Origin of the sequence: Nocardia tenerifensis NBRC 101015, assembly GCF_000308715.1 — a bacterium.
Taxonomy (GTDB): Bacteria; Actinomycetota; Actinomycetes; order Mycobacteriales; family Mycobacteriaceae; genus Nocardia; species Nocardia tenerifensis.
The window spans coordinates 25,087-38,053 of sequence record NZ_BAGH01000615.1 but is presented as its reverse complement, the minus strand read 5'-3'; the positions used below and the strand labels follow the sequence as shown (position 1 = coordinate 38,053).

General features: G+C 68.0%; 13 protein-coding genes. 3 read left to right on the top strand and 10 right to left on the bottom strand.

What is annotated here, in order from left to right:
• The first annotated feature begins 64 nt into the window (after positions 1-64).
• From ON39_RS45085 to ON39_RS45075, 3 genes are all read left to right on the top strand, one after another.
• A complete protein-coding gene (locus ON39_RS45085) occupies positions 65-493 on the top strand; it encodes a S26 family signal peptidase (RefSeq protein ID WP_040743565.1) in 429 nt (142 codons plus the stop codon).
• Positions 490-1,008, top strand: a complete 519-nt coding sequence (locus ON39_RS46660; RefSeq protein ID WP_051187955.1) for a MauE/DoxX family redox-associated membrane protein — start codon at positions 490-492, stop codon at positions 1,006-1,008. The genes ON39_RS45085 and ON39_RS46660 overlap by 4 nt, the downstream gene beginning before the upstream one ends.
• A gap of 144 nt (positions 1,009-1,152) precedes the next feature.
• Positions 1,153-1,659: a hypothetical protein gene (locus ON39_RS45075; RefSeq protein WP_040743563.1), complete on the top strand. Its 507-nt coding sequence runs from the start codon at positions 1,153-1,155 to the stop codon at positions 1,657-1,659.
• Positions 1,660-1,709: 50 nt separating this feature from the next.
• On the opposite strand, the gene ON39_RS45070 is transcribed toward ON39_RS45075, so the two are convergent.
• The 10 genes from ON39_RS45070 to ON39_RS45025 all read right to left on the bottom strand — a co-directional run bounded on the left by ON39_RS45070 (position 1,710) and on the right by ON39_RS45025 (position 12,726).
• The gene (locus ON39_RS45070; RefSeq protein ID WP_040743561.1) at positions 1,710-2,120 is read right to left on the bottom strand and encodes a hypothetical protein; all 411 of its coding nucleotides are present in this window, start codon (positions 2,118-2,120) and stop codon (positions 1,710-1,712) included.
• A gap of 108 nt (positions 2,121-2,228) precedes the next feature.
• Positions 2,229-3,587 carry a flavin monoamine oxidase family protein gene (locus ON39_RS45065; protein ID WP_040743559.1) on the bottom strand — a complete coding sequence of 453 codons (1,359 nt, stop codon included), beginning with the start codon at positions 3,585-3,587 and terminating at the stop codon, positions 2,229-2,231.
• A 32-nt stretch (positions 3,588-3,619) separates the two neighbouring features.
• Positions 3,620-4,312: a hypothetical protein gene (locus ON39_RS45060; protein ID WP_040743557.1), complete on the bottom strand. Its 693-nt coding sequence runs from the start codon at positions 4,310-4,312 to the stop codon at positions 3,620-3,622.
• 22 nt (positions 4,313-4,334) lie between these two features.
• A complete protein-coding gene (locus ON39_RS45055; protein ID WP_051187974.1) occupies positions 4,335-5,666 on the bottom strand; it encodes an NAD(P)/FAD-dependent oxidoreductase in 1,332 nt (443 codons plus the stop codon).
• A gap of 5 nt (positions 5,667-5,671) precedes the next feature.
• Positions 5,672-6,046: a hotdog fold domain-containing protein gene (locus ON39_RS45050; protein WP_040743555.1), complete on the bottom strand. Its 375-nt coding sequence runs from the start codon at positions 6,044-6,046 to the stop codon at positions 5,672-5,674.
• The gene (locus ON39_RS45045) at positions 6,043-7,707 is read right to left on the bottom strand and encodes a flavin-containing monooxygenase (RefSeq protein ID WP_040743551.1); all 1,665 of its coding nucleotides are present in this window, start codon (positions 7,705-7,707) and stop codon (positions 6,043-6,045) included. Before ON39_RS45045 ends, ON39_RS45050 begins: the two co-directional genes overlap by 4 nt.
• Before the next feature lie 31 nt (positions 7,708-7,738).
• Positions 7,739-9,196 (bottom strand): aldehyde dehydrogenase family protein, encoded by a 1,458-nt coding sequence (locus ON39_RS45040; protein ID WP_040743549.1) that lies wholly within the window; start codon positions 9,194-9,196, stop codon positions 7,739-7,741.
• A 26-nt stretch (positions 9,197-9,222) separates the two neighbouring features.
• A complete protein-coding gene (locus ON39_RS45035) occupies positions 9,223-10,317 on the bottom strand; it encodes a Zn-dependent alcohol dehydrogenase (protein ID WP_040743547.1) in 1,095 nt (364 codons plus the stop codon).
• Complete coding sequence (locus tag ON39_RS45030; RefSeq protein WP_040743545.1) at positions 10,314-11,111, bottom strand: enoyl-CoA hydratase/isomerase family protein; 798 nt, start codon at positions 11,109-11,111, stop codon at positions 10,314-10,316. Before ON39_RS45030 ends, ON39_RS45035 begins: the two co-directional genes overlap by 4 nt.
• A gap of 10 nt (positions 11,112-11,121) precedes the next feature.
• Positions 11,122-12,726 (bottom strand): class I adenylate-forming enzyme family protein, encoded by a 1,605-nt coding sequence (locus ON39_RS45025; protein WP_040743659.1) that lies wholly within the window; start codon positions 12,724-12,726, stop codon positions 11,122-11,124.
• Between the last annotated feature and the right edge of the window lie 241 nt (positions 12,727-12,967).

Sequence of the window (12,967 nt, the reverse complement as noted above, 5' to 3'; positions counted from 1 at the left end):
CGGCGGCGGACCGATCATAACCATAATGCTTTCGATCGAGGCAACAGAATTGCAGGAGACGAATATGAGATCGCTGGGCGCGGTCGTCACGCTACTGGCCGCGATATTCGCCGCGCGGCGGAAATTGGTCCTGGTGAACGTCACCGGCGCCAGCATGGAGCCGACACTGCGCGACGGCGACCGGATCCTGGTCCGCCGCCGCGGCCCCGCCGCCCTGCGACGCGGCCAGATCGTCGTCTTGATGGCGCCCGAGGCGGCCCAGGGGCCGCAGTGGCAGTGTCCCGGCTGGCACGTGAAACGCGTTGTCGCCCTTGCCGGTGACCCGCTGCCCGCCGATGTTCCGCCCGCCGATGAGACGGGCCTGGTGCCGCGCGATTCGGTTGTCGTGTTCGGCGACAACCCTTTCGGCGGCGACTCGCGCGACTGGGGGCCGTACCGCGTCGACGGACTCGTCGGCACACTCGTCTGCCGGACCTCGGGCCGGGCCGAATGAGCTACGCCGTGCTGTCCTGCCGGTATCTGCTCGCGGGCGTGTTTCTCGTGGCGCTTGTCGGCAAATTACGAAGCCGCACAGCATATTCGGAGTTCGCCGCGGCGACGGGCGCGCTGCTGGGCGTAGGCGATCCGACGGCGCGGTATGCGGCGCTGACGACGCTCACGGCCGAGGCGCTGATCGTCTGCGCGCTGATCGCCGAACCGACCGCCCGCATCGGCCTTGTGCTGGCCGCGCTGCTGCTGGGATGTTTCACCGTCGCGCTCGGGCGTGCACTGCGACGCGGTTCGACGACGCCCTGCCGTTGCTTCGGCGCGTCCACCACGCCGATCCGCGTCCACCACGCAATGCGCAGTGCCTCACTCGGCGTCCTCGCACTCGCCGGACTGCTGGCCGATCTCACCCTCGAGACACACAGTTACGCCCCGGCCGGTGTCGCGGTCGCGGCTCCGGCCGTGGCAATGGGCATTCTGCTGATCACCCGACTCGATGACGTAGTCGACTTGCTGCGCTGAAAGTTGCGTCGTAGCAGAACTATTGAGAGCAGAATCTGGCGGCCTGCGCTCGCGAGCACGCGTACGACATCGGAACCCGGGTTCGGCCTGTCGGCATAATCTCGGTAGGACCGATACGACGAGGAACGATGAGGTGGAGACGGGTTGGACAGCCCCAAGAGGACCTCGATCTATGCGGCGATGGCACTGGTCGTGGCGGCGGTCGCTGCCGTAGCCCTGGTGGTGGCCGTCGTCGGCGATGTGCGCGAACCCGATGATTGCCTTGCCGTCGATGAAAGCCTCGTAACGCTGATCGCGACCCGATCTGCGGCGGGGCCGATCACGCCGCAGGCAGCGGTGGCTGTGGAAGACCCGTTCGCGAGGTCTCGGCAGTCGGTGCCCTACAACGACTACTACATCGTCGTCATGCGCTTCCAGGTGCCGGACGGCACCACCGTCGACGGGGTATGGGGATTGGGCACCAACGCGCCGAAACCTGAACGGGGACGGTCTTTATCGCAACAAGCACCAGTCGACGGCCGCGCCAGTTCACTGGCCGCGCTCACCCCGCAGGCCGAGCAGTGGACGGACTGGCCGAATCGCGACATTCCCATACAGGAGAGCGATCCGTTGGTGCAGAAGGCGCGGCGTTGCCCGCTCAGGCAGGTATGAACGCGAACGATGCCCACCCGGCTGCCAATAAGTCCTCCGATAGCGGACTATCAGAGATGCAGAGGTACCTGTCCGGAATCCGTCTTCCAGTACTTCCTGTTCAGCTGCGCAGTACCGGTGCCTTCCGTGTAGGGCACGAGTACCGGTACCCCATTGGACGGCCTCAGCACGACGGACCAGGTCTCGACGCGGCCTGTGCATTGCAGGGTGACACCCGGCGGGTAGCTGACCAGCGAGATGGTGCCGCTGCCGTTCGTCGCCATCTGCGCGGTGACGTCGAGGTAGCCGATACCGTCGTCGCACTGATAGACGCCGGTGGCCTGCAAACCGTCCGGCAACGCCGTGACCACGGAGTTCAACGTGATGAACTCGTCCTCGGGGGCGGCGTTCACCGGGATCGAGCACAGTATCGTCGTCGCGGCCCCAGCGACCGCGACCAGCGCGCATTTCGTACCGAACATTGCCTGACCTCCTGTCCATCCGACGCCACGGAAACCGACTTCGATCGTAATCGGGCCGCCGATCGGGTGGACCGAATCGGACAACTGCCTGGTCGCAACGCCGCAGCCCTATCGCGACCGCCCCAGGCTCGCCAGCACAGCCAGCGCGGATCGTTCGCCCGAGGTGGCGGCGTCGGCGAGGGACGGCATGTCGAGTTGGTAGTCGCCGGCGAGGTGGATGTTGGCGAGCGGATCGCGCAGCGTCGGGAGCGATCGGCGCCGCCCGGGCGCCCAGAAGGGGACGACTCGGTGGTGTCGGCGCAGGATGCCCTGCCCCAGTTTGCCTTTCAGCTCGGGCAGCACGGTGACCAGGTCGTCGGTGAACCGCGACACGATCTCGTCGTCGGGTAGGTCCAGCAACGCGTCGGCTTGCGCGCCGCCCGCGAAACAGGCCAGCGCGCCGCCCGGTTCGCGGTCGCTGCCGGTGCGCAGCGCGGCGGCGTGGTTGAACACGGCCTGGAACGACAGCTGCGGGGTGGATATGCCGAAGTAGTCGTCCCAGCGTTGCGGCCCGACTTCATCGGTGAAGAAGCCGACCACGACATATCGGCCGTAGGTGATGTCGTTGAACGCGTTTCGGTACCGTTGCGGGAGGTCGGGGATGATTCGCTCGGCGACGTCGGCGGGTGTGGTCACGATCGCGCGCTTCGCGCGCAACCGCACCGGCCGATCACCGTCGAGATAATCGACGACCACACCGGCGCCGTCGTCCCGCACCGACTGAACCACCGAGTTCAGCCGGATCCGGGAGCCGAGATCCTCGGTCAGCACATCGGTCAGTGTCTGGTTGCCCCCGGCGGGCAGCGAGAAGTTGGGAACCTTCTCCGGGTCGGCCAGCGCTATGCCGACCGAGGTGACGAACTGTGTCGCGGCCGTCTCCTCCACCTCACACCCCATCCACTGCGCCGACCACGACCGGATGACGGTGTGGACCAGCTCCGACCGGACACCTTTCAGCACATAGGACGCGAGCTTGGTGTCGAGCCGGGCCCGAATCCGTTGGGCGACACGACTTTGCGATTCGAGGAACGGGGTGACCGCGAGGATGCGCGCGCCGACGACGGCCATGCCGAGACGATCCAGCATCGACATCCGGGTGCGGAACATGAGCTCGAACGGGTTCGCCGTGTCGACCGTCCCGCCGTTCAGGTGCAGCGCGACGCTCTTGCCCGCGAGCGAGCCCATCTCGATGCCGTGCCGGCCCAGGGCGTCGATCAAAGTGCCGGTGCCCTCGGTGAATTGGGTGCCGAGGTTGACCCAGTAGTCGCCGCGGCGGACGGTCTCGACCCGGCCGCCCGTGCGATCGGCGGACTCGAGGACGATCACGCCGGTGTGCGGCGCGAGCGTGGTCGCGGCCGTCAGGCCCGCCATTCCGGCGCCGACGACGACCACGTCGGTGCTCTCTTCCCGAATATCGTGCGTTGTCATCTCTACTCCTCGACTCGAGATGGGTGAAGGGCTCACGTCGCGACGGCGTCACGGCCGACGGCATGCGCCTCGGCGCGCTTGTTGCAGGCGTCGAACGCGCGATAAGCGCGGTAGTACGTGAACATCTGCAGGCCCCACGTGGAGAGCGCGAAGATGTAGAAGATCGTGTGCTCCGCGTCGTCGGCCGGTATATGGACGAAGTCGTAGATCGCGGCGATGACGAAGCCACAGGCCGTGGCGGCGGCCGACCACACCGCGTGCCCGCGCTCGCCGACCTCCCACAGCCGCTTGACGAAATACAGCAGGAAGATCGTGGTGAGCACGTTGACGACGATGTAGAAAACCTTGCCTGGGGTGCCGATCTGCTCCGCGTAGGTGCTGAGGGCGAAGCCGACCACGCCCGCGAGCGCGAAGGCGCCGACGTCCACCGCCACCGACGGCTTGTACCGGTGGGTGACCTGCATCAGGCCCAAAACCAGGATCAACGTGATACCGACGGAGCGGGAGAAGGCGTCCAGGAAGAAGGCGAAGCCGTACATCGGACTGTCGTGACCCGCCTTAAGCAGGCCGTAGATCAGAAAGTTCGTCCCCGACGTAGCGACGATGATCCACTCGATGCCGAGCAGGTAATTCTTGTGGTGACGGATGAATTTTATGCCGTAGGTGAAACCGACGGCGAGCATCCAGATGTCCGCGACCGCGAAAAGCAGTTCTCTGATGGACATGGTCTTCTCCTCGAGGGGTACATCAGCCGACCGGCGATGAGGTGATTCGACTTTCGGATGTCGTGAGCGCGGCCAGGCGGTCGGCGGCGCGATCGGCGAGCCAACCCGCGTACAGCGCGGGGCCGCTGACGAAGCTGGGCCGAAATCGCTTGCGGCCGTGCCAGATCGCCGCGAGGTCCGCGTGCAGCGGTGCGCCCGTGACGTGTTCGGCCAACAGGTGGCCGACATACTGCGCCTGGGCGAAACCGTGGCCGTTGCAGGCCAGCGAGTAGAGCACGTTGTCGGAGGCCTCCCCCGCAACGGGAAGCCACGTCGAGCTCATTCCTATCCAACCGCCCCAGGCGCGCACCGGCTCGACGTCGCGCAGGCCCGGGAAGCGGTCGCGGAACCCGCGGACGAGATCGTCGACGACGTTCGGCGCGGGCGTGCGATCCGGCAACGGATTACGACCCGCCTGTATCCGGCGGGTGCCGAAAGCAATTGTCCCGCGCGGGGTTACGCGGTAGCTCTCGAGGATCATGTGCAGTGTGACCAGCGGCGCGCGGCTCGTCCAGCCGATCTCGTCGAGCCGCTCGGGCGCGATGGGCTCGGTCTCGACCAGCGACGTCCACACCGGGGTGGCGAGGTGCCGGGGCGCGCTGGACAGTCCACTGCTCGCGGCGTTGGTGGTGAGCAATGCCTTGCGGCTCTTCACCTTTCCGCCCGGGGTGTTTACGACGACCCCGTCTCCGGTGTCGACGACGTCGCGTGCCGGGGTGCACTCGTAGACGCGCACACCCGCCGCGATCGTCGCGTCCCGCAGGCCGAGGACGAACTTGCCCGGGTTGAGCGTCCCGCCGACCCCCTCGCGGATGCCGCCGAGGAAGCCCTCCGGCAGCCCGGCCTCGGGACCCTCGATGAACTCGCCCGCGGCCCCGGCCTCGGCCAGGACCTTCGCATTGCGTCGTGCGTGGCGCAACTGCCCCTTGGACACGGCCGCCATCACGATGCCGGTCCGCTCATAGTCGCAGTCGATCCCGTGCCTCGACAGAGCGTCCTCGGCGAAGTGCACCGCGTTCTCGGCGTACCGGTACAGCTCGCGCAACCGCTCGCGCTTCAGCAGCAGCCCGAGCACCTCCGGATCGGCGGCGACCGAGTTCGTGAGATATCCGGCATTGCGCGAAGTAGCGCCCCAGCCAAGGGTTTTCGCCTCGAGCAGCACCACGTCTACCCCACGCTCGGCGAGGCGGAGAGCGGCCGACATGCCACCGCCCCCACCGCCGATCACGACCACGTCGCAGTCGATGTCGCCGCGCAGTGGCTGTTCCACGGTGGCGGGTTGCTCCGCCCACCCGGTGTCATAAAGCAGTTCCATCGTGATCACTCCGTTTCGTCGACGGGAATGACCGCGGTGCCGCGAGCGCGCACCGCGATCAGGGGTGGTTGCAGGACCTGCGCGCGTCCGGTGGCATCGGAGCCACGACACAGCACCCGCAGTTCGAAATCGACTGTGCGGCTTCGGTTTCCCTTCCGCACCAGAGTCGCCTCGGCCTCTACGACATCACCTCCCCGGACCGGAGCGAGGAATTCGACGGACGAGTAGCCGGCGAACAGGCCCTCGTGGCCGTCCAGCTCGATCGACAGATTCGTGCCGACGTCGCCGAAGAGCTTCAGGGCGTAGGCGCCGTCAACGAGGTTGCCCGCGTAGTGCGCGTCGGAGAACGCGACGTAGCGCCGATGGACCGCCTTGTTCATGAGATCTCCTCGTGAATAGGGCCGAGGGTGCGGGACTGCGCTTCGCCGTCGATCTCGACGCCCGGGTAGCCGCGCTTGGCGAGCTCGGTGCACATGCGGCGGTACTTACCGACGCCACCCACGTAGCCCATGAAGGTGTTGGGTTTGCCCTCGATGTTGGAGCCGCGGTACCAGGAGTCCGTTGTGGCGAACAGGGTGGGCGCGACGGTCCGCTCGGTGATGTCCACCCATTCGCTCTGCGCCTCGGCGGTGGCCTCGACCAGCGTGGCACCGGTCTCGCGGGCATGCTCGAGCAGATCGGCGATCCAGTCGACGGCCTGCTCGATCGTCACCACCACATTGCTCACCAACGCGGGGCTCAGCGGGCCGCCGACCATGAAGAAGTTCGGGAAGTCCGCGACCATCATCCCGAGGTAGGACCGAATGCCGTCGTGCCAGACCTCCTGCAGCTTCTTACCGGACGCGCCGGTGAGATTCAGCCCGTACAGCGGGCCGGTGAACGCGTCGAACCCGATCGCCAGCACCACGGCGTCCATTTCGTAGGCGCCTTTCGCGGTGACGATCGCGTTCTCGGTCATCGTCTCGATCGGCTCGTCGCGCAGCGATACCAGCGACACGTTCGGCCGGTTGTAGGTTTCGTAGTAGTCGGTTCCGAAGCAGCTGCGTTTGGCGCCGAGCGGATGGTATTTGGGCACCAGCAGTTCCGCGGTGGCCGGATCATCGACGATCTCCCGGATCTTGTCGTGGATGAATTCGGACGCGGTCCGGTTCGCCTCGGGATCGATGAGCAGGTCGGCGAACTCGGCGCCGACGCCCTGGAAGCCGCTGCGCTCGTAGGCCTGCTCGTAGCGCCGCCGACGCTCCTCGGCCGAGACGTCGAAGGCGTTGTCGGTGACGGGGCGGTCGGGGATACCGCCGGGTGAGTGCCTGCACTCCTCGCGGATCGCCACGTAGTCGTTCTTGACGGCGGCGACCCGTTCCGGGGGGAGCTCGGCGTTGCGCGCGGGCATCACGTAGTTGGGGGTGCGCTGGAACACCGTGAGCCGCTCGGCGACCTCCGCGATCAGTGGGATCGCCTGCACGCCCGAGGATCCCGTGCCGATCACGGCGACGCGCTTGCCCGCGAGGTCGTCGAGGGAGATGTTCCACCGGCTGGTGGACACCCGCAGGCCGGCGAAGTTCGCGAGGCCGGGCACGTCGAAGTCCTTGGGGGTGGACAGGCCGCCCGCGCCGGAGATCAGGTAGCGGCCGCGCCTGGCACTGCCGTCGTCCAGCCGCACTTCCCACAATCGGTCGGTCGCGTTCCACGCCGCGCCGGTCACGCGGGTGTTGAACGTGAAGTGCCTGCGCAGGTCGAAGCGGTCGGCGACGTGCTCGAGATAGCTCAGGATCTCGGCCTGCGGTGCGAACCGCTGGCTCCAGGTCCACTCCTGCTGCAGCGCCTCGTCGAACGAGTACGAGTAGTAGATGCTCTCGACATCGCAGCGCGCGCCCGGATAGGTGTTCCAGAACCAGGTACCGCCGACGCTCGGCCCGGCCTCGAAACCGGCGAAGGTCCATCCGGCACTGGTGAGCCGGTGCGCGAGGTAGAGGCCGCTGAAGCCCGCGCCGACGCCGATGACGTCGACGATCCCGGTGTCCGCGGTGGAGGTGGAGTTCATGGCGATTGCCGCTTTCGTCGAAGGTGGGTTGTCACAGGGGAAGCTCGGGAGAGTCGACGCCGACCACGCGGTCGCCGCAGAACACCCGCACGGACTCGCCGGGGCCGTGACCGCCGATTCCGGCAGGGCCCCAGAAGCTTTGCGCCGAACCGTCGGCGAGGTCGGCGACCTTGGCGCCGTTCACGCGCACCTCTCCCGCCAGCACCCGGGAGCCGATGTCGATGGCGCGGTCCAGGTCGCCGCCGAACACGTAGGCGTCGAGGCCCGACGGGTGGGCGTTGGCCACGCGCAGGGCGTCCTCGTCGGACGCCACGGCGTGCAGGCTGACGACCGGCCCGAACAGCTCCGCGGTCGCCATCGACGCGTCGATCCCCGAGGCGACCGTGGGCGAGAGGAAGAACCCGTCGAGGTCGGGAAGTTTCGCGGGCTGGTGGATCATCGCGCCGTTGGCTCGCAGCTCGTCGATGCGGTTGTGCAGCGTGGCGAAGTGCGGTGCGTTGGAGATCGGGCCGAGCTGGGTGTGCTCGTCCAGCGAGTGCCCGACCTGGATCCGGGCGATGCGATCCAGCAGCGCCTCGCGGAGCGCGCCGACAATGCTGTTGTGCGCCAGCACTTTTCCGGGTCCCTCACACCACTGACCGTTGAGCTTGGTCATCCCGTCGAGGATTCCCTCGGCGGCCAGGTCGATGTCGGCGTCGTCCAGCACGAGGGCCGGATTGTTGCCGCCGAGTTCGAGCTGGAGCACCTTGAAGTCGGCGGCGGCCGCGCGGGCGATCGCGCGGCCCGCGTGCGGGCCGCCGGTGAAGGAGACGACCTTCACCCGGGGATCGCCGGTGATCGCCGCGCCCACATCACCCGCGCCATGCACGAGTTGCAGTGCGCCGCCGGGCAATCCGGCGTCGACGAAGCACTCGACGATGATCTGCGCGCTGCTCGGCGCGTGCTCGGAGGGTTTGAGGACGACCGGACACCCGGCGGCCAACGCACTCACCACCTTCGCGGCGGGGATGAAACTGGGGCCGTTCCACGGGGTGAGGATGGCCGCGGGCCCCCACGGGACCTTGTACAGTCGCACATCACGGCCCCCGGCGGCCAACGCGGTGCGACGCGGGATCGTGCGCAGTTCCGCAGCGGCAGAACGGATTCGGTGCGGCAGGAACTGCGCGACCACTCGTGCCTTCGCGATCGGGACGCCGCTGGTGAGGGCATCGGTGCGGGCGATGTCCGCGATGCGCGACTCGACGACGTCGGCCGCCCGCTCGATGACGGCGGCGCGTTCCTCGCGCGCGGCGTCGTCCCAGTGTTCGAGGTCGTAAGACAGCTCGGCATGGCGCAGCGCGCGCTCCACCTCCGCGGGCCGGGTCGTGACCGCGCGGTGCACGGGCTGCCCGGTGTTGGGGTCGAGATTCCAGGCATCGGGAATGGTCGCGCACTCGGACCATTCGCCGGCGATGTAGTTGATCGGTTGGGGCAGTTGCGGATTCGTCATCGGTGGCTTCCTTCGGCGCTCAGGGATCACACGGTGAGGTCGGCGACGATGCGGGTCACCCGGCCCGACTTCATCGCCTCGAAGCCCTTGTCGATCGCCCGGAACGGGATCACGTCGCTGACCATCTCGTCGAGCAGCAGGCGGCCCTGCAGGTACAGCCGGGCGAACTGGGCGATGTCCTCGCGCGCCTGACCCGAGCCCATGTACGAGCCGATCAGGCGCTTCTCGCCGAAGAAGAAGTCGGCGGCCGGGAGACTCAGCTCGGTCCCGTCGGGTGCGATGCCGACGAGGCACGCGGTGCCCGCGGCTCGCACGACCGACAGCGCGGTGGCGGCGGTCCGCGCGGAGCCGACGGCCTCGAAGGCGTAGTCCACGCCGTCGCCGAGCAGGTCCGCGATCTCGGTCGCGACATCGGCCGCGCCGTGCACGACGTGGGTGGCACCGTAGGTCCGCGCCGCGGCGAGCCGGGCTTCGTCGAGATCCACGGCGACGATCGCCGACGCGCCGGCCAGCCGCGCACCCTGAATGACGGCTGAACCCACACCGCCGCAACCGATTACGGCAACCGTGGCGCCGGGTCGCACCCGCGCGCCGCGGAACACGGCGCCGATGCCGGTGATGACGCAGCACGAGAGCAGGCAGCCCACCTGCAGTCCCACCTTGTCGGGCAGCTTGACCAGCGCGTTCTCCCGCATCAGGGTGTGGCGGGAGAACGCGCCGATGTCACCCAGCCGATCCACGACCTGGCCGTCGGGCAGTTGAAAGGCGGCCCGAGGTCGCTGCCGGATCTGAGCGACACGCCGGCACTGGGTCGGTTGTCCGACCTGGCAGTTGCGGCACAGCCCGCACGACGGCGTGAGGGCGCCGACCACACGATCGCCCGGACGCAACGAGGTCACCGCGGACCCGACCGACTCGACGACCCCGGCCACCTCGTGCCCCACCACCACGGGCAGATCGGTGTGCACGGTTCCGGTCATGTAGTGCAGATCGCTGTGGCAGAGACCGACATTCGAGACGGCCACGCGAACCTCACCCGGCTCCGGATCGTCGACCTGGATCTCGGTGAATTCCAGCGGTTCGTTCAGCGCGGTGAGAATCGCCGCCTCCGTGGTGATCATTCTCGTCTCCGATCTCGATTGCTCTGCGCGGGCGCCGGCGGCCCCGCGTTCTTCGATGTCCAGAAGCCCTCGATGCCCTCGCTGAAGGCGCCGGACTCCCAGGACCGCCGGGCGGCGTCGTCTTCGCGGGCGAACGCGGACTCGACGTCTTCGAGGCGCGGTCGCAGCAGACCTAGGTGTAGTGCGGTGACGCGGGGATCGGCGTTCCACTGGCGAACTACCTCGACCGCCCGGCACACCAGCGTCTCCGGCGCGACGATCTCGTCGAGCAGTCCAATCCGAAGTGCCTCGTCCGCGCCAACCCTGTTCGCGCCCAGAATGATTCGCATAGCGTGGTTGCGGACCAGCCGGCCCATCAGGAGGCTCGCGGCGTTCGAGATGACGATTCCGCGGTGGTTCTCCGGTTGGAAGTACTCGGCGGCGGGGCTGCCGATCCGTGCGTCGCAACACAGCGTGATCTCCGAGGCGCCGCCGACCGCGATCCCGTTCACGGCCGCGACCACGGGGATTCTCGTCTCGAGAATCGCGCGGGTGATGTCGTGAAAGGTCGCGAAGGCCTCGCGGATCTCGTCGTAGGTGGTCGGCAGGGCCCGCAGGTCCTCACCGGCGGAGAACGCCCGGCCCGCGCCCGTGAGGACGATCCCGCGCACGCGCTCACCCGCGCCGAACCGGCGGATGGTCTGCGCGAGCAGTACCCGGGTGGCCACGTCGAGCACGTTCAGCTTCGCGGGGTGGTTCAGGGTGAGCACCGCGACGTCCTCGTCGAGGCGCACGTTCAGGTGGTTGTCGGTCATCTCCGGGTCCTCAGCCGATGTCACGCGGCGGTCGCAGGTCGTAGGTGAGGCCGGGATGCTCGGCCGCGCGCGCCCGCAGCGCGGGCTTGGACACCCGTTCAGAGGGGGTGCGCGGGAAATCGGCGACGAACTCCACGTAACGTGGAATTTTGAAGCGCGCCAACTGATCTCGCGCACCATTGATGATTCGCTGCGCGGTCGCGCGGCTCGCTTCGACGCCGGCCGCCGGCTGCACGAAGGCTTTGACCTCCTCGCCGAACAGCTCGTCCGGCACGCCGACGACCGCCGTCGCGACGACGCTGTCGTCGCGCTCCAGCACCCGTTCGACCTCGGCGCAGGCGATGTTCTCGCCGCCGCGCCGGACCATGTCCTTGATCCGGCCCACCAGGCGATAGCCGCCCGCCTCCCGGACGGCGAGATCACCGGTGTGCAGCCAGCCGTCGCGGAGCACCCGCGCGGTGTCGTCGGGCCGGTTCCAGTAGCCGAGCATCATCGGTTCGCCGGAGGTGATGAGCTCGCCGGGTTCTCCCTCGGGGACGTCCTCGCCTTGCGGGTCGACCACCCGAATCCGCTTGGTGGGTATCGGCTGTCCGAGCCGGCCGCTGCCGACATCGGCGGTGTTCTCGGGCAGGCTGACCAGGTCGACTCCGCTCTCGGTCATCCCGAAGATCTCCCGCCAGGGGGCGCCCCACCGTTGCTCGAGCTGTGCGTGCAGCGCGGCGGGGATGGCCGAGCACAGCACGATGCGCAAATCGTTGTCGCGGTCTCGCGGGCTGGGCGGCTGCTTGAACAGCAGGGTCGGCATCGAGCCGAGCACATAGCAGAACGTGGCCCGGTGCTCGCGGACGTGTGCCATGAAACCCGAGGCGGAGAACCGGGGTAGCACCACCAGCGGCGCGCCGATCGTCAGGCACAGCGCGGTGTTCCACTGCGGATCCATATAGGAGAACGGCTGCGCGGTGAGGGCCACGTCGTCGGGGCCGAGGCCGGTCGCGCTGGCGCAGACCCAGCCCAGCCGGGTCCAGTAGTCATGGGTCAACATGCATGCCTTGGGGAATCCGGTCGTCCCCGAGGTGTATTGGAGATTGGCGAGGGTATCGCCCGCGACGGCGACCGCGGGCCGGTCCGCCGGGTAGCGCGTGAGTTCGCCGAGCGGCGTGGCCTCGACGACCCGGACCTCGGCCAGATCCTCGTTCGCGGCGCGCACCTCGTCGACGAGCGGCGCGTGCGCGGCGTCGGTGATCAGCACCCGCGCTCCGGAGTCCCGGAGCACGAACTCCAGATCCGCCCGCCGATAGGAGGAGTTCACCGGCACCGCGACCCCGCCCGCCGCGAGGATCGACAGCCAGGCGACCGGCCACTCCACCACATTGGGCAGCATGATCGCGACCCGATCACCGGGGCGCACGCCGTCCTCGGCGATCAGTCGCCGCGCGAGACGTGAAGTCCAGCAATCGATCTCGCCGAAGGTCCACGACCCTTCCGCGAAACGCAGGAACTCACGGTCGGGAGACCGCGCGGCCTGATGCGCCAGGAGGCCGACGAGCGTATTGATCGGCGGGTCCATGGCCAGGCGATCGAGTTCGATCGCACGTCCGGGGTCGACTTGGATCACGAGGTCCTCTTCGGAATGTTCTCGGGCGGCGGCGAGCCGGGTGAACGCTGACGCCTGTGCGCGATGGGCGGCACGGCCGCGGGGCCGGCATGTGATTTCCTTCATAAGGTAACGCGACATAGTCATTTGATCAAGGCAAATGACTAACTTCATAGAAACTTCGACGAAACGACAGCCCATAACGCGACGACACGGCTGGTAGTGTTCAGGTTGACTTGATCAACCGTTCAAATCCGACAGG

What these genes read in the sequence shown, in the direction of transcription:
- ON39_RS45055 (WP_051187974.1), bottom strand. Translation starts at nt 5,666, where the DNA reads ATGGAACTGCTTTATGACACCGGGTGGGCGGAGCAACCCGCCACCGTG.
- ON39_RS45060 (WP_040743557.1), bottom strand. Translation starts at nt 4,312, where the DNA reads ATGTCCATCAGAGAACTGCTTTTCGCGGTCGCGGACATCTGGATGCTC.
- ON39_RS45045 (WP_040743551.1), bottom strand. Translation starts at nt 7,707, where the DNA reads ATGAACTCCACCTCCACCGCGGACACCGGGATCGTCGACGTCATCGGC.
- ON39_RS45040 (WP_040743549.1), bottom strand. Translation starts at nt 9,196, where the DNA reads ATGACGAATCCGCAACTGCCCCAACCGATCAACTACATCGCCGGCGAA.
- ON39_RS45035 (WP_040743547.1), bottom strand. Translation starts at nt 10,317, where the DNA reads ATGATCACCACGGAGGCGGCGATTCTCACCGCGCTGAACGAACCGCTG.
- ON39_RS45085 (WP_040743565.1), top strand. Translation starts at nt 65, where the DNA reads ATGAGATCGCTGGGCGCGGTCGTCACGCTACTGGCCGCGATATTCGCC.
- ON39_RS45050 (WP_040743555.1), bottom strand. Translation starts at nt 6,046, where the DNA reads ATGAACAAGGCGGTCCATCGGCGCTACGTCGCGTTCTCCGACGCGCAC.
- ON39_RS45030 (WP_040743545.1), bottom strand. Translation starts at nt 11,111, where the DNA reads ATGACCGACAACCACCTGAACGTGCGCCTCGACGAGGACGTCGCGGTG.
- ON39_RS46660 (WP_051187955.1), top strand. Translation starts at nt 490, where the DNA reads ATGAGCTACGCCGTGCTGTCCTGCCGGTATCTGCTCGCGGGCGTGTTT.
- ON39_RS45070 (WP_040743561.1), bottom strand. Translation starts at nt 2,120, where the DNA reads ATGTTCGGTACGAAATGCGCGCTGGTCGCGGTCGCTGGGGCCGCGACG.
- ON39_RS45065 (WP_040743559.1), bottom strand. Translation starts at nt 3,587, where the DNA reads ATGACAACGCACGATATTCGGGAAGAGAGCACCGACGTGGTCGTCGTC.